21 protein-coding genes are annotated in these 18,216 nt (G+C 40.8%); all 21 read left to right on the plus strand.

The features are described 5' to 3' along the window. The first annotated feature begins 15 nt into the window (after nucleotides 1–15). Nucleotides 16–930, plus strand: a complete 915-nt coding sequence (gene flgL / locus AC3WTP_RS01870) for a flagellar hook-associated protein FlgL (protein ID WP_492392870.1) — start codon at nucleotides 16–18, stop codon at nucleotides 928–930. Nucleotides 931–973: 43 nt separating this feature from the next. Next, complete coding sequence (locus AC3WTP_RS01875) at nucleotides 974–1,375, plus strand: DUF6470 family protein (RefSeq protein ID WP_492392871.1); 402 nt, start codon at nucleotides 974–976, stop codon at nucleotides 1,373–1,375. Further along, nucleotides 1,372–1,830: a flagellar assembly protein FliW gene (gene fliW, locus AC3WTP_RS01880; protein ID WP_492392872.1), complete on the plus strand. Its 459-nt coding sequence runs from the start codon at nucleotides 1,372–1,374 to the stop codon at nucleotides 1,828–1,830. The genes AC3WTP_RS01875 and fliW overlap by 4 nt, the downstream gene beginning before the upstream one ends. Beyond that, nucleotides 1,811–2,050, plus strand: a complete 240-nt coding sequence (csrA, locus tag AC3WTP_RS01885) for a carbon storage regulator CsrA (RefSeq protein WP_458569897.1) — start codon at nucleotides 1,811–1,813, stop codon at nucleotides 2,048–2,050. The genes fliW and csrA overlap by 20 nt, the downstream gene beginning before the upstream one ends. 44 nt (nucleotides 2,051–2,094) lie before the next feature. Then, nucleotides 2,095–2,469 carry a flagellar protein FlaG gene (locus tag AC3WTP_RS01890; protein WP_492392873.1) on the plus strand — a complete coding sequence of 125 codons (375 nt, stop codon included), beginning with the start codon at nucleotides 2,095–2,097 and terminating at the stop codon, nucleotides 2,467–2,469. Nucleotides 2,470–2,510: 41 nt separating this feature from the next. Continuing rightward, nucleotides 2,511–3,887, plus strand: a complete 1,377-nt coding sequence (gene fliD, locus AC3WTP_RS01895; RefSeq protein WP_492392874.1) for a flagellar filament capping protein FliD — start codon at nucleotides 2,511–2,513, stop codon at nucleotides 3,885–3,887. Between the two features lie 12 nt (nucleotides 3,888–3,899). Further along, nucleotides 3,900–4,301 (plus strand): flagellar export chaperone FliS, encoded by a 402-nt coding sequence (gene fliS / locus AC3WTP_RS01900; protein ID WP_492392875.1) that lies wholly within the window; start codon nucleotides 3,900–3,902, stop codon nucleotides 4,299–4,301. Then, nucleotides 4,294–4,668, plus strand: coding sequence for a hypothetical protein (locus AC3WTP_RS01905; RefSeq protein WP_492392876.1), 375 nt, complete (start codon nucleotides 4,294–4,296; stop codon nucleotides 4,666–4,668). Before fliS ends, AC3WTP_RS01905 begins: the two co-directional genes overlap by 8 nt. A gap of 101 nt (nucleotides 4,669–4,769) precedes the next feature. Then, nucleotides 4,770–5,609, plus strand: a complete 840-nt coding sequence (locus tag AC3WTP_RS01910) for a flagellin N-terminal helical domain-containing protein (protein ID WP_492392877.1) — start codon at nucleotides 4,770–4,772, stop codon at nucleotides 5,607–5,609. 146 nt (nucleotides 5,610–5,755) lie between these two features. Further along, nucleotides 5,756–6,370, plus strand: a complete 615-nt coding sequence (locus AC3WTP_RS01915) for a DUF8042 domain-containing protein (RefSeq protein WP_492392878.1) — start codon at nucleotides 5,756–5,758, stop codon at nucleotides 6,368–6,370. Beyond that, nucleotides 6,354–8,192 (plus strand): motility associated factor glycosyltransferase family protein, encoded by a 1,839-nt coding sequence (locus AC3WTP_RS01920; protein ID WP_492392879.1) that lies wholly within the window; start codon nucleotides 6,354–6,356, stop codon nucleotides 8,190–8,192. Before AC3WTP_RS01915 ends, AC3WTP_RS01920 begins: the two co-directional genes overlap by 17 nt. A gap of 44 nt (nucleotides 8,193–8,236) precedes the next feature. Further along, complete coding sequence (locus AC3WTP_RS01925) at nucleotides 8,237–9,244, plus strand: glycosyltransferase family 2 protein (RefSeq protein WP_492392880.1); 1,008 nt, start codon at nucleotides 8,237–8,239, stop codon at nucleotides 9,242–9,244. 24 nt (nucleotides 9,245–9,268) lie between these two features. Continuing rightward, nucleotides 9,269–10,276: an NAD-dependent 4,6-dehydratase LegB gene (locus tag AC3WTP_RS01930; RefSeq protein WP_492392881.1), complete on the plus strand. Its 1,008-nt coding sequence runs from the start codon at nucleotides 9,269–9,271 to the stop codon at nucleotides 10,274–10,276. Between the two features lie 16 nt (nucleotides 10,277–10,292). After that, a complete protein-coding gene (locus AC3WTP_RS01935) occupies nucleotides 10,293–11,462 on the plus strand; it encodes a LegC family aminotransferase (protein ID WP_492392882.1) in 1,170 nt (389 codons plus the stop codon). Between the two features lies 1 nt (nucleotide 11,463). Beyond that, on the plus strand, nucleotides 11,464–12,636 hold the full coding sequence (gene neuC, locus AC3WTP_RS01940; protein WP_492392883.1) for a UDP-N-acetylglucosamine 2-epimerase: 1,173 nt from the start codon (nucleotides 11,464–11,466) through the stop codon (nucleotides 12,634–12,636). A gap of 4 nt (nucleotides 12,637–12,640) precedes the next feature. Next, a complete protein-coding gene (gene neuB / locus AC3WTP_RS01945) occupies nucleotides 12,641–13,714 on the plus strand; it encodes an N-acetylneuraminate synthase (RefSeq protein ID WP_492392884.1) in 1,074 nt (357 codons plus the stop codon). Next, nucleotides 13,689–14,369 carry an acetyltransferase gene (locus tag AC3WTP_RS01950; RefSeq protein WP_492392885.1) on the plus strand — a complete coding sequence of 227 codons (681 nt, stop codon included), beginning with the start codon at nucleotides 13,689–13,691 and terminating at the stop codon, nucleotides 14,367–14,369. Before neuB ends, AC3WTP_RS01950 begins: the two co-directional genes overlap by 26 nt. Further along, on the plus strand, nucleotides 14,366–15,418 hold the full coding sequence (locus AC3WTP_RS01955) for a nucleotidyltransferase family protein (RefSeq protein WP_492392886.1): 1,053 nt from the start codon (nucleotides 14,366–14,368) through the stop codon (nucleotides 15,416–15,418). Before AC3WTP_RS01950 ends, AC3WTP_RS01955 begins: the two co-directional genes overlap by 4 nt. A gap of 77 nt (nucleotides 15,419–15,495) precedes the next feature. After that, nucleotides 15,496–16,485: a Gfo/Idh/MocA family protein gene (locus tag AC3WTP_RS01960; protein ID WP_492392887.1), complete on the plus strand. Its 990-nt coding sequence runs from the start codon at nucleotides 15,496–15,498 to the stop codon at nucleotides 16,483–16,485. Continuing rightward, nucleotides 16,482–17,405 (plus strand): Gfo/Idh/MocA family oxidoreductase, encoded by a 924-nt coding sequence (locus tag AC3WTP_RS01965; RefSeq protein WP_492392888.1) that lies wholly within the window; start codon nucleotides 16,482–16,484, stop codon nucleotides 17,403–17,405. Before AC3WTP_RS01960 ends, AC3WTP_RS01965 begins: the two co-directional genes overlap by 4 nt. After that, nucleotides 17,402–18,157 (plus strand): acylneuraminate cytidylyltransferase family protein, encoded by a 756-nt coding sequence (locus tag AC3WTP_RS01970; RefSeq protein ID WP_492392889.1) that lies wholly within the window; start codon nucleotides 17,402–17,404, stop codon nucleotides 18,155–18,157. The genes AC3WTP_RS01965 and AC3WTP_RS01970 overlap by 4 nt, the downstream gene beginning before the upstream one ends. Nucleotides 18,158–18,216 lie beyond the last annotated feature (59 nt).

Here is an 18,216-nt window from a genome sequence, read left to right on the forward strand (position 1 = left end):
CGAAGGAGGATAAACATGCGAGTAACAGGAAGTATGCAGAACACGCAGCTGCTTAAGAATATGCGTCACAATAATAGCGAAATCACGGATCTGCAGAACAAACTGGCGTCGGCGCAGAAGATTCATCGACCAGGCGACGACCCAGTAGGGATCGGCTATCAGATGCGTTATGACACGGAATTAAGCCGCAATGATGAGTATGCAACTAACGCTTCGATGGGTTCTGGAATGCTTAGCACGATGGATTCCTTGATGCAGCAAGCAAACGATGTATTGAAGCGTGTTCGGGTATTAGCTCAGCAAGCCTCTACCGGAACTACGCCAGATGATGCTCGCAAGGCGATATCTGCAGAGATGAAGCAGCTCAAAGAGCAGCTCGTTATGATTGGAAACAGCTCCTATAATGGACGTTATCTATTTAATGGGCAGATGACAGACCGCCCGCCATATACGGTGAACGGCGCATCAACGGAGACGACGGATAAAGGCGTATACGAGCTTAATGTAAGCCCAGCCGTAACAGTTCCTGTGAGTATTACTGGAGAACTCATATTCGGCGGTGCGGTAGACCTTAGCAAGCCTGCAACGCCGGACAATGATAATGTATTTCGTATGATGGATGATTTGATTAGTGCGCTTGAAACAAATGATACGAAACAGATTGCAGATAGTATGACGAGAGTTGACTTACATGTTGATCGGATCGTAACACAATGGTCAGAGATCGGCGCACGAATGAATCGCTTCGAGCTCATGGAGAATCGTCTGCAAGATGATAAAGTTTCGTTGACTGAGCAACGCGCGGATGTGGCGGATGTGGATATGCCAGGAGCGTTTATTAAGCTCAAGACACAAGAGAACGTTCTGCAGGCCTCGCTCGCAACTGGGGCTCGCATTATGCAGGTATCCTTGATCGACTTTATCCGATAATCGTTGACCTAAATTGCTATAGAAAGTGAAGGTGGCAGCAACGGTGCAGATTTCTAGCATTATTCGTCAGATTCAATCTCATTCCTTTCGGTATGAGCCAGCTGAGCTTCATATCTCGACCCGCAATCCAGAGATGGATGCGGATTGGGAAGCGGTCTGGGAAGAGATCGGAGTGCTGCCGCCTTCTTCGCTCGCTAATGAACTGAAGTCCAATGCCTTTCAGAAGGGGCTGGAAAGTATCGCTCAACATACGCAAGAAGGCGATCAGTTGGGCAACATCGCGAAGAATAAAGTGACTTATGGTGAGTTGGCCTTCCAACGTTACATTAGAAGCGGTGTGAAGGAAGTACAGCTTCAAGCGCTGCCCAGATTCGGTGTTTCGATAGACGTGAGGATCTATCCGCCTGAGATTAAAGTAGAAACGAAAGGTGTTGTTCGAGAGTGAGTATAGCGAGTGAAGCGGATGAAGTAGTGATACACAGCTCTGTTTATGGAGAATTGAAGCCGCATAAACATCAGCTGTTCGATATGACCAAGGGAATGATTGGTTTTCAAGCCATTCGCGAGTATGCCTTGATTCCATATGAAGATACTCCCTTCTATGTATTGCATGCGGTTCAGGAGGATATTAGCTTTATTCTGCTGCCTGCCGATCAAGTAGATAATTTCACGATAGAGCTTGATCCTGCCACAGTTCATTCTCTTGGGTTAAACGGACCGGAAGATGCCATCACGATGCTTGTCGTCAATCTGAATGACGGTCAGGTGAGCGTTAACTTACGTGCCCCGGTGATTCTAGCTCCATTGACCAGAAAGGCATGCCAATACATCATTCACAATGCGGAGCTCCCGATTCGCCATGTGCTGCGTGAAGGAGGCGATGACTCTGCTCGTACTTAAACGAAAAGTCGGAGAGAAAGTGATGATTGGCGACGATGTTGAAGTCGTTGTGCTTGGTGTCGAAGGCGATTATGTGAAGCTCGGCTTTAACGCCCCGCAGCATGTTCAGATTATGCGCAAGGAGCTTCACCAAGGCATTGCTGCAGAGAATGCTGCGGCTGAAACGATCAAGCCTAATAAGCAACAGATAGATAATGTACTTAAGAATTTTAAGAAATAGGGAGTAATACTGTAAATCAAACGGTCTGGTGAGGTGGAAATAAGATGAACGAAATTCATCGATATAATACCGGCAGCGTAGACTTTCAACAAGGTAAAGCAGGATTCTCGCTTCCGAGGTCCATTAATACAAGTAATATGGGAAACATACTGCCGCAGCTCGGCAAGACTGATCTCGAGCCGTATTTGGAATCGGACAAGAAACAGGTTGAGCTAGCTCTGCAGCAGTTGAATCAAACTATTAAGACATCTGGAACAGAGATTAGATTGAAGTACCATGAAGAAGCCGAACAAATCGTAGTGGAGCTGCTGGATCAGGCCTCAAGAGAGGTTATTGCCACTTCACCTGCAGAATATTTGCTGGAATTGTCGATTCGGATGAAAGAGATGGTCGGTGTCTTTTTGGACGAGAAAGCTTGATATTCAATAAGTGCCTATTACATTAAAGGTGGTGCAGGATAATGTCTTTTAGTATGTCAGGTATTGCGTCAGGTCTTAATACAGCGACTATGATTGACCAGTTGATGCAGTTAGAGCGCATACCATATAACAATCTAGAAACGAAGAAGAAGGATCTAAAGACTTCCCAGGAACTATTTCGTACGATAAATACGAAGTTGAATACGTTAAAGACAGCAACTACGGAATTGACTTACAATAGTAGCTTTAACATATCCACTGTTAAAAGCTCAGATGAATCTGCCGTAAGAGTATCGGGAACATCTAAAGCGGCTACGGGCAACTATAATATTGAGGTGGAGAAGTTAGCTAAAAGCCATGTAATCAAATCGAGTGAATTCTCAGCGACCGGCAATACACTTAAGCCCGATGATATAATCACGATCGATGGCGTTGATTTTAAGCTTAGAGGCAATAATGATGCAGAAGTGTTAGAGAATTTGAAGAATGATATTAACGGTAAATCTAAAAGTATATCAGCAGCTGTCGTTGAGACATCGACAGGGAACAAGACTTTAGTTCTAACCTCAACTAATACAGGAAAGAAAAATACGATTAATAGTGCAACTGGTCCCCAGATAGCAGGGTTAGATAAGATCGGTATAACGGGAAGTTTGACAGATCCTAATGGGAATATGGTCCAAGATTCTAGTGATGCACGCCTTAAAGTTAATGGACTAGTGGTTGAAAGTGCGACAAATGAAATAAAAGGAGTTATCGATGGAGTTACCATTACGGTTCTTAAAGAGAACTCCTCATCCCTGATCACGGCTCAAAAAGATACCAATAAGGTATACGAGAACGTTAAAAAATTTGTGGACGCCTTCAATGATGTCCGTAAACTCATTCGTGAAAATACGGCAAAAGATAAACCCATGCAAGGTGATTCTACTCTTAGACAATTGGATATGGAGCTAACAGATTGGGTGACCAAAGTCGTAGGTGATACTCCTGCCACTAAAGTAATGCTTGCCGATATTGGTATTGATATGGACAAGGGTAAAAAAGGATCGGAGATGACGGGTCAGCTAACTCTTGACGAAAAGAAATTTAAAGAGGTCTTCGAAAACAATCCCGATAAAGTGATTACACTTTTCAATTTTGAAGGCAGTTCTAATGGGATTGCGCGAAATATAAATGATAAAATTGATGGATGGACGAGTACAACGAATGGGATTCTGAATTCTCGTATAAAAGGGTACGATTCCGAAATATCTTTCGTCGATGATTCGATGGAAAATATGCTGATTCGCCTTGAGAAGAAAGAACAAAGTCTCAAGAGACAATTTACCTCTATGGAAGTTGCAATGGGTAAATTGCAGAGTGAAGGGAATTGGTTGAACAGTCAACTGGCCGGTCTAAGTAAATCCAAAGGTTAAGGGGATAGAAATGTGAATCCTTCACTAGCAAAGAGTTATCAAGCTTACCAGAAAAACAAATATGAAACGGCCTCTCCTCATCGTTTAATCTCTATGTTGTACGCAGGTGCAATTAAATTCGTAAATCAATCCATTACCTTTTTGGACAGTGGGGATTATAAATCGGCTCATCAATCACTGCTGAAGGCTCAAGACATTGTATTTGAACTGATTTCTTCTCTTAATGAAAGAGAAGGGGGAGAGATCGCTAGCAATCTAAAGAATCTATATCTGTATATGATTGAGCAGATGGTAGCGGCTAATCTCAACAAAAGTACAGAATCTCTTCCGGTTGTTATAGAGATGCTGCAGTCTATTAGCAGTGCTTGGAATGAAATGGGGAAAGAAATGTCAGCAGGGAAATCCTATGCATAGTGTTTCAGATAAGATCAGTGTTTATCATGAAATGGATCGTTTAATTAAGCAGCTTTCTAACGAGATTCATCAAAGTACGGAGTGGAATGATGTTGCTTTCCTGCTGTTCGAGGGTGAATGGGAGAAGTGCAAGCAGATTATTGAAAGTTCCTCTTCTTCGATCGAGTCATTAAATGAGGAGCAAGAAAAGATGCTGCTGCAACAATTAATACATAATCATCAGTCTTTGTTGAAACTAGTTGAAAGTAAGTTTAATGACGTTAAGTCTCAAGTCGTAGTTGTGAAGCAGAATCAAACCATTGCCAATGCCTATTATAACCTAGGGCGGATGAATGATACTGCCTATTATTTTGACAAAAAACAATAATTTTTTTGAATCTGCTATAAACTTCTATTCACGAAATAACGATATATATAATAGGTCGCAAGGACGTGACCTATAACTTATAATCATGGAGGATGATTAGAATGTCTATGTTTATTAACACGAACGTTGGCGCGATCAACGCTCACCGCAACCTGGGTATCAACAACAGTGCAATGGGTAAGACAATGGAAAAATTGTCTTCTGGTTTCCGCATTAACCGTGCAGCAGACGATGCTGCTGGTCTTGCAATCTCCGAGAAGATGCGTTTCCAAATGAACGGTATGACTCAAGCTATGCGTAACGCGCAAGACGGCGTTTCTTTGATTCAAACAGCTGAAGGTGCTTTGACAGAAGTTCACTCCATGCTGCAACGTTTGAACACATTGGCTAACCAATCTGCTACTGGTACTTACGATGACAAAGACCGTGCGAACATTCAAAAGGAAGTAGACCAACTGGTCTCCGAGATCGACAATATTGCTAAATCCACTAACTTCAATGGAATTCAATTGTTAGGAAGTGGTGGAGCAGGCGCTGCTACATTCTCTACTTCTGTTACATTCCAAATTGGTGTTGATGGAAGCAACCAACTTACAGCAACTTTGAAGGCAATGAATGCAAACGAATTGTCTTTGTCGGGCTTGTCCCTTAGCTCTGCTACAGCTGCTAAAGATGCAATTGCTACAATTGAAGCTGCTATCAATACAGTTTCTGAACAACGCGCTGACTTCGGTGCTGTTCAAAACCGTTTGGAACACACAATCGCTAACCTTGGTGTTACGAATGAAAACTTGTCTGCTTCCGAATCCCGTATCCGCAATGCAGATATGGCTAAAGAAATGACAGACTTTACACGTAATCAAATTTTGGTACAAGCAGGAACATCGATGTTAGCTCAAGCTAACTCCGCTCCACAAAGCGTACTGAAATTGCTGGGTTAATACTTAGCGACCTAATAAATATCCTGAAGGTGAAATCACCTTCAGGATATTTTTTTGTATTAATATTTCATTTTATGATGAAAACTCACGAATGAGGGGGAGAGTGCCGATATAAGTAGTATAAATAGAGCCAATGAGGTGTTATTGTGAAAATAATAATTAATAACGATATAAGTGAGTTCGATATCGACTCAAACGAAAAGATGGATGAAGTTTGGGGAAATGTAACGAGAAGCATTTTGGATGATAATAAATTGTTATATTGTGTGAATATTGATGGGATGCAGTATTATGATGGCTATGCTAATGAATTGTTATCGCGATATAACGATATTGAAACGGTGAGTATTACTACTATTACAGAACAACAAAGTTATGATATGACTTGGACAGAATTGAATACATATTGTGAAAGAGTAATTGAAGAGATGGGGAATTATATTAAACCTTTATATGCTGGCTCAGCTGAGTCTTCACAACCTATTATTTCTACTGTTGTTTCTTCTGTTCAATGGATTGGTACTTCAATGCTATTCTTACAACAGTTAAGTCAGCAGGTGAAAGTTGATGCTTCTGTGACTGAATTTGTGAATCAATTCATTCAAAGCTATGAACCTGTAATTGAATTATTATCTAATGAGATTGAGTGGGGAAATTTCATTGGCTTTGCCGATATTATACAGTACGAATTTTTACCTCTTATTGAGGACTTGGTAAGTAAGAGCAAGGAGGTAAAGATTGCTATTGAGTATAAGAATTAGCAACATGGAGGCTATTCAGAATCGCTTTCCTCATCTACTGTCAGTAATTATTGATGATAAAGAGATACCAAGTGTTCTTCAAGTTTCGCGTGCAAGAGATGGACGATTAAACATAGGTTTGGATCAGAATGGTAGAGTAGCTCACTTGTATAGTAATTACAATTCAGAACGAGAGATAGCTCTTTGGCTAGATCAAGTAACTGCTGATATTAGTGATTCACAACAACTGTTAGTTATAGGTCTAGGACTTGGATATCATATAGAGGCTTTAATGAAGAGATTTCCTGACAAACTCTTTTTTGTATATGAACCTAGCCCGTATATCTTTTCAAAAGCTATTGAGAGCATAGACTTATTTGAATTAATAAACAATAAGAATATTGTGGACATTGCAGTAGGAACAGATAGAGATGTAATTAATAAATTTTTGAACCTATACACTGATAAAGTTGTTGGGTCATTTACGGAAATAATCGTTCCAACTTATGCGAAGTTATTTGGTGATGAGATTGAGTTATTTCATGAACTAGCCGTCCAAATCACCAAGATGAAGAGAAGTAATCTAGCTACTTTTAGCCAATATTCCAATGATTGGATTAGCAATATATTAAGAAATTTATATTATATTTCAAAGTCAAGCCATATATCTATTTTTCATAACAAATTTGATAATATTCCAGCTGTAGTTGTAGGTTCAGGTCCTTCATTACAATACGATTTGGAATTGCTTAAAGAGATAAAGAATAAAGCGATAATCATAGCTGCAGGTACAAGTACCCAAGCCTTACTTGCTAATAATATTGAGCCAGATATTATTGTATCTATGGATGGAAATGTAGCAAATAACAGGGCATTCGAATCAATTGAGACTAATCATATTCCGATGGTATTTGGCACTTTTATTTACCCAGAGATTCTTAACGATAACCGCAAACATATGGCCTATACCATTATGAATCTCGATATTGTTACACCCCATTTGCTTAGCAATATTACCGAAATTACTAAATTCAAATCTAACTTTAGTGTTACCGGATTATGTATTCAGTTGGCTGCATATATGGGGTGCAGGTCAGTTATACTTACTGGTCAGGATTTATCATTTCCAAATCGAAAGTATTATGCATCCGGCGTCAAACATGCGGACTCCGCAGTAATCGATCAATTAATGAATCAGGGAACGATGAAAGTCCCGAATGTATTCGGAACAACAAACGATACAAATCACACAATGTTCGTTACTTTAAAGGACATAGAACAATTGATTGAACAATTTCCTGATGTAGATTTCACCAATGCTTCTCAGCATGGGGCAGTAATTAAGGGGGCGCCTTTCCGAACGCTTGGTGAGTTACTTATCAACGAGTTAGATACACAAGATGAAAATTTTGTAAAAAGATTGTTTGATAGTAATACTCAACAAAACATAGTATCAGACCTAATTTGTCGTTTGGAACGTGATCAGTATGATCTTCACTCGTTGAAACTTTCACTTCAACAACTACTTAAGTTAATTGATAGGATGACCAAAAAAATAAACAATATGAATGAACTCATCAATGGTCTTAATCAAATAGCTGAACAGTGGGGTAGAATTTCAGCTAATAAAGTTTATCAAATATATGTTAGCTTTGGATTGAACTCAATGATGAACAGTTATCAACGATATATTTCTCAGATCAGTTCTTTATCCAATCCTAGAGATAAATTTCGTATAATTGAAAAGTATTTGAAGTTACTAATTAAGCATATTTTAGAGTTCATACCTTTTCTGGAATCAGAGTTCTCCAGCAGCATTCACCGTTTGAAATCAGACTGTTAGATTATGAACTTGAATAATTAGATACATTTGGGATGTGACTAAAGATGGTAAGGCTAAGTGTGATAGTCCCTATATATAATGTAGAACAATATCTGCGAAGATGCTTAGATTCATTAGTTAACCAGACGATGGAAGATATTGAAATCATACTAGTTAATGATGCGTCCCCCGATAATTCTATTGATATCATGAAAGAATACGAACGGGAGTATCCCGATAAAGTATTTGTAATTGATTCAAAAGTAAACCTTCGGCAGGGTGGAGCAAGAAATCTAGGGATACGAGCTGCTAAAGGTGAGTATATCGGATTTGTTGATAGTGATGATTGGGTACGCCTAGATATGTTCGAGCATTTATATTTCAAGGCTATAGAAAACGATGCGGATATCGTAAGTTGCAATTGCGTTCGGGCCCGAAGTGTGAACGACTATAGTTCACTACAGATTCGTGACTTATCCTACATTACTGGCGTGCTTGATGAAACAAAACGTGAGAATATTATATTGGACGGATCTACACCCGGTATATGGAGTAGAATATATCGTAAAAAAATGATAATTGATCATGATCTGTGGTTTCCTGAGCATTTGTTCTATGAAGACAATTTGTGGGGACCGCTTGTATTTTTTTATGCTAATACTTATTACCATATCAATGAATGCTATTATTACTATTTTATCAATCCTAGTTCAACGATAACTTCTACCGAAAGTATGCATCACTTTGATCGTTTAACGATAGAGATTATGAAATTAGAAGAGTACCGCAAAAGAGGTCTCTATGAAAACAATAAGGATGCGATAGAATTTAGCTTTATTCAATTATTTTATGCCAATTCACTGCATTTAGCATTTTCTAGATTCAAAAGACCTCCATTCGCTAAAGTATTTGAGATGAGAAAATATGTCCGTGAAAATTTCCCGGAATACAGAGACAATAAATATTTTAACAGAATTAATGAGTTTGGTCGTTTATTAACAGCAATAAATGATATAAGTCCATACAAAGCTTATGAATGGTATAAGACGGTTACACAGGAAGATGGTAATTGATTATTTTATTTGAGGTGAGTGGCCATGTCACAGAGTAAAAAAGTATTAATTACCGGAGCAGATGGTTTTATCGGCTCTCATCTTACCGAAGCAATGGTTAGAGAAGGCTATGAAGTTAAAGCTTTTACATTATACAATTCCTTTAACAGCTGGGGCTGGTTGGATCAATGCGCTCCTGATGTGAAAGGACAGTTTGAAGTTTTTAGTGGAGATATCCGTGATCCGCACGGAGTGAAGGCGGCTATGCAGGACTGTGATCGAGTGCTTCATCTTGCAGCGCTTATCGCGATTCCATACTCCTATCATTCACCCGATACATATGTAGATACAAACGTTAAAGGTACTTTAAACGTTCTTCAAGCAGCTCGTGAAATGGGTATATCCAAGATGGTACATACATCAACGAGTGAGGTATATGGAACAGCGAGATACGTACCTATTGATGAGGCGCATCCACTTCAAGGACAGTCACCTTACTCTGCGTCGAAGATTGGCGCTGATCAGATGGCATTGTCTTTCTACAGGTCGTTTGAGCTTCCAGTGGGCGTTATTCGACCATTTAACACGTATGGACCTAGGCAGTCAGCACGAGCTATTATTCCGACTGTTATCACTCAGGTTCTAGCAGGTAAAGAAACGATTAAGCTCGGATCTCTTCACCCAACAAGAGACTTTAACTATGTTGCGGATACGGTGCGAGGCTTTATAGCCATGCTTGAGTCTCCACAGTCAATAGGCGAGGAGATCAATATCGGCAGTAATTATGAGATAAGCATTGGAGATACGGTAAGCCTTATTGCTGAGATTATGGGCAAGAATGTACAGAATGAGACTGCTGATGAGCGTCTTCGACCAGCTAAGAGTGAAGTGGAACGACTATGGGCAAGTAATTCTAAGGCTAAGCAGTTATTAGGCTGGGAACCTAAATACCCTGGAGTAATGGGACTTCGCAAGGGTCTTGAAAAGACCATTGAGTGGTTTGCGGATCCAAAGAATTTGCAAATGTACAAATCTGATATATACAACGTATAGAAACTTGGTGAAGAAGATGACACTTACACCCGAACATATAATTAGTACTTTGCAGCATGTGGTAGGACAACCTAAGCCATTTATACCGCTGCACGAACCGACATTTCAGGGGAATGAGTGGAACTATGTCAAGTCATGTATTGATGACGGCTGGGTCTCATCGGTTGGTTCTTATGTAGATCGACTTGAGGCTGATCTAGCTGATTACTTAGGTGCTAAACATGCAGTGGTAGTAGTTAATGGAACAGCTGCACTTCATATTAGTTTAATGCTTGCGGGTGTTGAACGTGATGATGAAGTGCTTATACCATCTTTATCATTTGTAGCTACTGCAAACGCTGTAGCTTATTGTGGAGCAATCCCACATTTTGTAGATGTGTCTGAAGAGACATTAGGATTGGATCCTTATCAATTAGAAGCGTATCTGCGAGAAATTGCGATTGTTAAAGATGGTGTATGTATTAGCAAATCTACCAATCGAGTTATTCGTGCTGTAGTTCCTATGCACACATTCGGACATCCTGTTGATATGGATCCGTTGTTGAGCCTCTGTGAACGATACCATATCACTTGTGTTGAAGATGCTGCAGAATCGCTTGGATCGACCTATAAACAGCAGCACACAGGGACCTTGGGCAAAATTGGAGCGTTCAGCTTTAATGGAAACAAGGTGATGACAACGGGCGGTGGCGGCGCGATAGTTACCAATGACAGCAGCTTGGCCAAACACGCTAAGCATGTGACTACGACTGCAAAAATTCCGCATAAATGGTCATTCTATCATGATGAAACAGGCTACAATTATCGGATGCCTAATCTGAATGCAGCGCTTGGTTGTGCTCAATTAGAATCGATTGAGTCCTTTATTACGGCGAAGAGAGAACTGGCTAAACGCTATGCAGAGCAGTTTAAACATATAGAAGGTGTGCGATTGTTTGAAGAATCAGAGTATGCGCGGAGTAATTGTTGGCTCAATGCTCTAGTATTAGATAAACCTGATTCAGAAGCGCTGCAACGTATACTTGAGGCTACGAATGAAGCAGGATGGATGACCCGTCCGATCTGGACACCGCTTCATTTGCTGCCGATGTATCAGGATTCACCAAGGATGCTTTTATCGATAACCGAAAGATTGCAGCATCAGGTCATTAATATACCAAGCAGTCCTACTCTGGCAGGTGTATAAGATGCGCAAGATAGCAGTAGTTACGGGGACAAGAGCTGACTATGGATTGGTCTATTGGCTAATGAAAGAGATTCAAGAAGATCCAGAACTGGATCTGCATGTCATTGTAACAGGGATGCATCTGTCGCCGCAGTTCGGATTAACATACAGATCGATCAAAGAAGATGGTTTCACTATTGACTGGAAAGTAGACATGCTGTTGTCCAGTGATACGCATAAAGCGATGAGTCAGTCTGTTGGGCTTGGTGTCATAGGATTCGCGGAAGCCTTCGATCGGCTGCGACCGGATATTGTTGTGCTGACGGGCGATCGTTTTGAGACATTAGCAGCTGCTCAATCAGCCATGTTTGCGAATATTCCGGTTGCTCATCTATATGGGGGAGAAGTAACAGAGGGTGCTGTAGATGAATCGATTCGCCATAGTATCACGAAGATGTCGTACGTTCATTTTACAGCAGCGGAACCGTATCGCAATCGAGTTATCCAACTTGGGGAGCAGCCGAATCGGGTGTATAACTTTGGCGCGCCTGGACTTGATCATCTTACTAGAACAGCACTGCTCTCGAGACAAGAATTAAGTCGGCAACTAAACTTTTCATTGGAACGTCCTTACTTTTTAGTTACTTATCATCCTGCAACATGGGGGAACATAACGCCGTTGGAAGCACTGAATGAGCTGCTTGAGGCGCTAGACCGTTTTACTGATTTCCCCGTCATCATAACAAAGCCTAATGCTGATGCTGGTGGAAGAAGCTTGATCACAAGGCTAGAAGAATATGCTGCTGAGCGAAGAGATCGTGTGTATCTAACGACTTCACTTGGGCAGCTAAGATATTTGAGCGCAATGAAGTATACAACTGCTGTGATTGGAAACTCCTCTAGTGGAATTATAGAAGCACCTTCATTGTCAGTGGCGACTGTAAACATTGGTGATCGGCAGAAAGGCCGCTTGCGCAGTGCTTCCATATTGGATTGTGAAGAAAGTCGAGAGAGTATTATTGAAGCGATTCATCGCGCTGTATCATCAGAGTTTCAGCGTGCGCTGAAGCAAGCAATACCCGTATATGGAGCGGGTCAAGCATCTCCTCAAATTAAAGAAGTACTTAAGGCTATAGATCTGAGCAGAGGTACAGCCAAGTCATTCTATGACTGCAAGGAAAGAGAAGGTGTCTAGCAAGATGAAGCGATCAGTATATATCATCGCCGAGGCGGGCGTAAATCATAATGGCTCTATTGATATGGCGAAAGATCTGATTCGGGTTGCTGCTCGTTCGGGTGCGGATGCTATTAAGTTCCAGACCTTCAAGTCAGAACGGTTGGTGACGAAGCAGGCAGAGAAAGCAGCGTATCAGAAACGAGCATCGGGTGATGATTCACAATATAACATGCTGAAGAAGCTTGAATTGTCCGAAGAGGATCACCATTTGCTGAGAGCGTGCTGCATGGAAGAAGGAATTGAATTTCTCTCTACACCGTTTGACGAATTGAGTTTGCAATTCTTAACCCATCAATGTGGCATTCAAAAAGTAAAGCTTTCTTCAGGAGACCTAACGAATGGACCATTGTTATGGCAAGTGGCACTCACAGGATTGCCGGTTATTTTATCTACTGGCATGGGGACTTTGGGAGAGGTAGAGGAAGCATTGTCAGTACTCGCTTGTGGCTATGTCAACGGACAGCAGACACCTACAGCTGCTTTAATAGAAGAAGCATATCGTTCTGACGAGGGGCAGCTCCATCTGAAGGAGAAGGTTACCTTGTTGCACTGCACGACAGAATACCCAACTCCTGTCGAAGAAGTTAACTTGAGGGCAATAGCTACGCTTGAAGCAGCATTTGGGCTCCCAGTAGGTTTATCAGATCATACTGCAGGGATAGCCGCAGCGACAGCGTCGATTGCTCTTGGCGCTCAGGTTATAGAGAAGCATTTTACATTGGACAAGCAGCTTCCTGGACCAGATCATCAGGCTTCCTTAAATCCAGAGGAGCTTCAACTTATGGTCAGTGCTATTAGACAGGTTGAGCAGGCGATGGGAACAGGGAAGAAGCTTCCCTCACATTCTGAAGTTGGGAATATGGCAATTGCACGTAAGAGCCTAGTGGCAGCTGTTCCAGTGTCTCGAGGTGAGATATGGACAGTACATAATTTAACTGCGAAGCGGCCTGGTAGTGGAAAGTCACCGATGTTGTATTGGGATATGATTGGTCGAATAGCTGATAAAGATTATGAAGCAGATGAATTATTGCAGTAACGATGAAGCGGGTGATCTCATGAATCGATCAGTCATCATACTTGGAAGCGGCGGACATGCAAAGGTTCTTTCAGAGATTCTACAACGTCTGTCTATACCCATTCTAGGATATACGGAACTACCATCGCATGAATCTCGTTTACATAGCAGTATTCCCTATCTAGGCGATGATGCCCATATTAATATTTATGATGTTAATGATATTGCATTGGTCAATGGCATAGGAGCAGTGGGGCTACCTACAGTTCGAAAGCGTGTGTATGATCAGTTCATTCGAGCAGGGTATCTCTTTATGACAGTTATACATCCTCAAGCAATCGTTTCCCCTTCCGCTTCAATTCAGCAAGGTGTACAAATAATGGCTGGCGCGGTCGTGCAGGCAGATACGATTATTGGAGAAAATTCGATCATTAATACGAACGTAACGATAGATCATGACAGTATAGTTGGATCTCATACACATATAGCGCCTGGTTCTACCCTCTGTGGAGATGTAAAGGTCGGGACAAGCAGCTTCATTGGAGCGGGTGCAACGGTAATTCAGGGGATTCATATAGGACATGAAAGTGTGATAGGTGCTGGCTCAGTTGTACTGAGTTCTATTGGATCTAGAGCTATTGCTTATGGGGTTCCAGCTAGGGAGGTGTCACCATGATTGATTGGAAGAAGATATTTGTTCATGATCATATGACGGTAATGCAAGTGATTGAGCGGATTGACTCAGCAGGTTTACAAATCGCACTTGTTGTTGATGCAGAGCAGAGACTCTTAGGTACGGTAACAGATGGAGATGTTCGCAGGGGAATACTACGAGGAGTCTCTCTAGAGGAGCCTATTACAAGAATTATGAACGAGGATCCTATTGTAGCTTATTTAGGTGAGAGCAAACGCAATATTTATGGATTAATGAAGAAAAAGCGCCTTCGTCAAATTCCTGTTCTTGATTCAGGAAGAAGAGTCGTAAGAATCGAATTGATAGATAGCTTTATAGAAAAGCGATTATATTCGAATCCGGTTGTATTAATGGCAGGGGGACTGGGAACAAGGCTTCGACCATTAACGGATAGCTGCCCTAAGCCTCTTCTTAAGCTTGGAGAAAAGCCAATATTGGAAATGATACTGGAGAATTTTATTGATCATGGATTCTACCAGTTTTATATTACTGTTAATTATCATGCTGACATGATTATCGAGCATTTTGGTGACGGCTCCAAGTGGGGAGTAGAGATAGAATATATACATGAAACAGAGCGACTAGGCACCGCAGGGGCGCTAGGCTATTTATCTGATAAAGGGATAAATGAGTCTTTTTTTGTCATGAATGGTGATTTATTGACCAAGGTTAACTTCGAGCAATTGCTGGATTATCATCTTGAACATATGGCTGTTGCTACGATGTGTGTAAGGGAGCACGAGTATCAGGTTCCTTACGGAGTCGTTAAAGTAGAAGATAGTAAGCTCCTTTCTATAGAAGAAAAGCCGACACAGCGCTTTTTTATTAATGGTGGGCTATATGTGCTCCATCCGGACTCCTTGGCTTTTATTCCCCGTGGTGAGTATTATGATATGCCTGAACTATTTAAACAGCTTATACAGGAGCAGCTCCAAACAACTGTATTCCCTATCCGTGAATATTGGATTGATATCGGTAAGATGGACGATTTCAAACGGGCAAACATTGATGTCGAGGCAGGGGTAATATAAGTTATCTATGGATAATTACGTGCTTTGAATAGACGGATTATCCGTTTTTTTATATACATCTGGAAGGAGCAGTACGGATGAAGATTGCTATCATCGGGTTAGGTTCAATGGGGAAGAGAAGAATTCGATTGCTTAGAAACAACTTTAATCATATAACAGTTTATGGTGTTGATGTAAGGAAAGACCGTCAAGCGGAAGTGAGATCACTGCACGGGATTGGGACATACGATTCGCTTGATGCACTGATTAGCCATGAGGAGATAACTGCTGTTATGGTATGTACTTCTCCAATTACGCATCAGGAGATTATTAGACAAGCGATAAACTACGGGCTTCATGTATTTACTGAACTCAACTTACTCCATAATTATTACGACGAATTGATGGGGAAAGCTGAGGCTTGCGATGTTAAGCTGTTCATGTCGTCTACGATGTTATATCGCAAGGAAGTTCAGCACATTCAATCGTTAGTAGCGAATAGTTACCGGAATATAACCTATAGATATCACGTTGGACAGTATCTAAAGGATTGGCATCCTTGGGAGTCTTATCAAGATTTTTTTGTGGCACATCAACAAACGAATGGCTGCAGAGAATTAATGGCGATCGAACTACCCTGGCTAACAAGCACCTTTGGTCAGATTCAAGATTTTCATGTCGAGAGAGGTAAGATAACTAGCTTAAAGATAGATTACCCCGATCATTTCTCTATCCTACTGAAACATGAGAATGGAATAGTGGGCACGTTGAACATTAATGTTGTTTCACGAGTAGCTAAACGGAGTCTGGAGATTGTAGGCGAGAATCTTCAATTGGAATGGGAAGGGTCGCCTACCAGCTTACAAGTGTGGGACGAAGAACTGGCAACTATGAAACAAGTCAGTACATATGCAAAGTATGAGAAGGATGATGCTTACTCCAAAACAATTATTGAGGATGCATATTTGGAGGAGATCAGAGAGTTTCTTAGCTATATTGAGGGGAAAGTTGCAACAACAAGATACTCATTTGCGGAAGATAAGTCTATTCTGCAATTGATCGACAGGATCGAGGGGGTTGAGAAGTGAAAGTCATATTTTTTGGATTAGGCTCCATTGGAATGAGACATCTTCGTAATCTGGTGGAGTTATGTGAAGAGAGGAAACTTGATCTAACAGTAGATGCGTACAGAACAAGCAGAACAGCTGATATTGTGGATCACATATCTGCTACTTATTATGATGTAGAAGAAGTGCCAGCTACATACGATGTCGCTTTCATTACCAATCCGACTTCGCTTCATTATGAGACTCTTCAAAAGATGAAGAATAAAGCACAGTATTTTTTTGTGGAGAAGCCAGTATTCGATAAACCGTTATACTATGAGTTGCTGAATGATATTGATGAAGATTCAGTTTATGTTGCTGCGCCGTTACGATACAAAAGGATAATGAGGTCACTAAAAACCTATATAGGAGATAAGCAGGTTTATTCTGTTAGGGTCATATGTTCTTCTTATCTTCCTCAATGGAGAGACGGTGATTATAGGAATTCGTATTCTGCTAGAAAAGAAATGGGCGGCGGCATCGAATTAGATTGTATTCATGAATTGGACTATGTAACGGATTTGTTTGGCCTTCCCTCCAGCGTAAATTGTACACTCAGCAAGAAATCTGACCTAAATATTAGTAGTAATGATCTAGCTGTATACATACTAGAGTATACGGATAAGGTGGTAGAAGTTCATCTAGACTATTTCGGTATGTATTCTCGTCGTCAAATTGAATTGGTTACTCAAGATGATCTAATTGTTTGTGACCTCATCAACAACACAATCTATTCTCACAAGGAAGGCCAGATTGCGGATACCCAAGAAATATCCAATACGATGTATATTCAAGAACTAGCTTACTTCTTAGATGTTGTAATGAAGAAGCAAGGGAACTGGAATAATTTAAAGAGAGCTAGCCATGTTCTTAAGTTGGCCAAAGGGGAGTCATTACAATGAGAATACTTGTAACGGTATGCGGAAGAGCAGGTTCTCAAGGGGTAAAGGGGAAGAATATTAAAAAATTTAATGATTATCCGCTTGTCTTGTACACTTTATCGGCAATCGATCTGCTGATGAAGCAGATTGATGGATCAGTAGATGTAGCAATGAATACAGACAGTGCGGAATTGAAGCAATTATCATCCAAGCTTCCGAACTGTAAAGTGATCGAGAGAGAAGTGTTACTGGCGGGAAATGATGTCGGTAAAATAAGTGTAATTAGGGATACTTATCTCAAGATGAGGGAGCAGACTAATTTTGATTACGATCTCGTGTTAGATCTGGACATTACTTCGCCAATAAGAACTGTAAACGACATCTTGTCTGTAGTTAACCACAAGCTGAAACATAGAAACTTAGATGTTGTCTTTTCTGTTGTGAAATCAAGAAGAAGTCCATATTTCAACATGGTTAAGAAAGAGAATGAGAGTACAGTTAAATTGGTCCAAACAGCCCAATATACAGCTAGACAGCAAGTTCCACTTACGTATGACATGAATGCATCAATTTATGCATTTGAACCGAATTTTTTGACAAAAAATGCCCATATCTTTGATGGAGCATGCGGAATGATAGAGATGAATGACACATTAGTGCTGGATATAGATGGAGAAGAAGATTTCAAGTGGATGGAATATATATATTTGAAATTGCTTGCGGAAGATCCGGCAATACGAGCCATATACGATAACATTTCGAATTTATATTGACACACTGATTCATGTTCAAACTTATCAGCACCTCATTAAATAATTCCCATAATTATCAT

The organism is Paenibacillus sp. EB106-04-04-XG159 (genome assembly GCF_058791835.1).

What these genes read in the sequence shown, in the direction of transcription:
- csrA (WP_458569897.1), top strand. Translation starts at nt 1,811, where the DNA reads ATGACTCTGCTCGTACTTAAACGAAAAGTCGGAGAGAAAGTGATGATT.
- flgL (WP_492392870.1), top strand. Translation starts at nt 16, where the DNA reads ATGCGAGTAACAGGAAGTATGCAGAACACGCAGCTGCTTAAGAATATG.
- fliD (WP_492392874.1), top strand. Translation starts at nt 2,511, where the DNA reads ATGTCTTTTAGTATGTCAGGTATTGCGTCAGGTCTTAATACAGCGACT.
- AC3WTP_RS01935 (WP_492392882.1), top strand. Translation starts at nt 10,293, where the DNA reads ATGACACTTACACCCGAACATATAATTAGTACTTTGCAGCATGTGGTA.
- AC3WTP_RS01910 (WP_492392877.1), top strand. Translation starts at nt 4,770, where the DNA reads ATGTCTATGTTTATTAACACGAACGTTGGCGCGATCAACGCTCACCGC.
- AC3WTP_RS01930 (WP_492392881.1), top strand. Translation starts at nt 9,269, where the DNA reads ATGTCACAGAGTAAAAAAGTATTAATTACCGGAGCAGATGGTTTTATC.
- AC3WTP_RS01950 (WP_492392885.1), top strand. Translation starts at nt 13,689, where the DNA reads ATGAAGCAGATGAATTATTGCAGTAACGATGAAGCGGGTGATCTCATG.
- AC3WTP_RS01970 (WP_492392889.1), top strand. Translation starts at nt 17,402, where the DNA reads ATGAGAATACTTGTAACGGTATGCGGAAGAGCAGGTTCTCAAGGGGTA.
- neuB (WP_492392884.1), top strand. Translation starts at nt 12,641, where the DNA reads ATGAAGCGATCAGTATATATCATCGCCGAGGCGGGCGTAAATCATAAT.
- AC3WTP_RS01925 (WP_492392880.1), top strand. Translation starts at nt 8,237, where the DNA reads ATGGTAAGGCTAAGTGTGATAGTCCCTATATATAATGTAGAACAATAT.
- AC3WTP_RS01955 (WP_492392886.1), top strand. Translation starts at nt 14,366, where the DNA reads ATGATTGATTGGAAGAAGATATTTGTTCATGATCATATGACGGTAATG.
- AC3WTP_RS01890 (WP_492392873.1), top strand. Translation starts at nt 2,095, where the DNA reads ATGAACGAAATTCATCGATATAATACCGGCAGCGTAGACTTTCAACAA.
- AC3WTP_RS01960 (WP_492392887.1), top strand. Translation starts at nt 15,496, where the DNA reads ATGAAGATTGCTATCATCGGGTTAGGTTCAATGGGGAAGAGAAGAATT.
- neuC (WP_492392883.1), top strand. Translation starts at nt 11,464, where the DNA reads ATGCGCAAGATAGCAGTAGTTACGGGGACAAGAGCTGACTATGGATTG.
- AC3WTP_RS01905 (WP_492392876.1), top strand. Translation starts at nt 4,294, where the DNA reads ATGCATAGTGTTTCAGATAAGATCAGTGTTTATCATGAAATGGATCGT.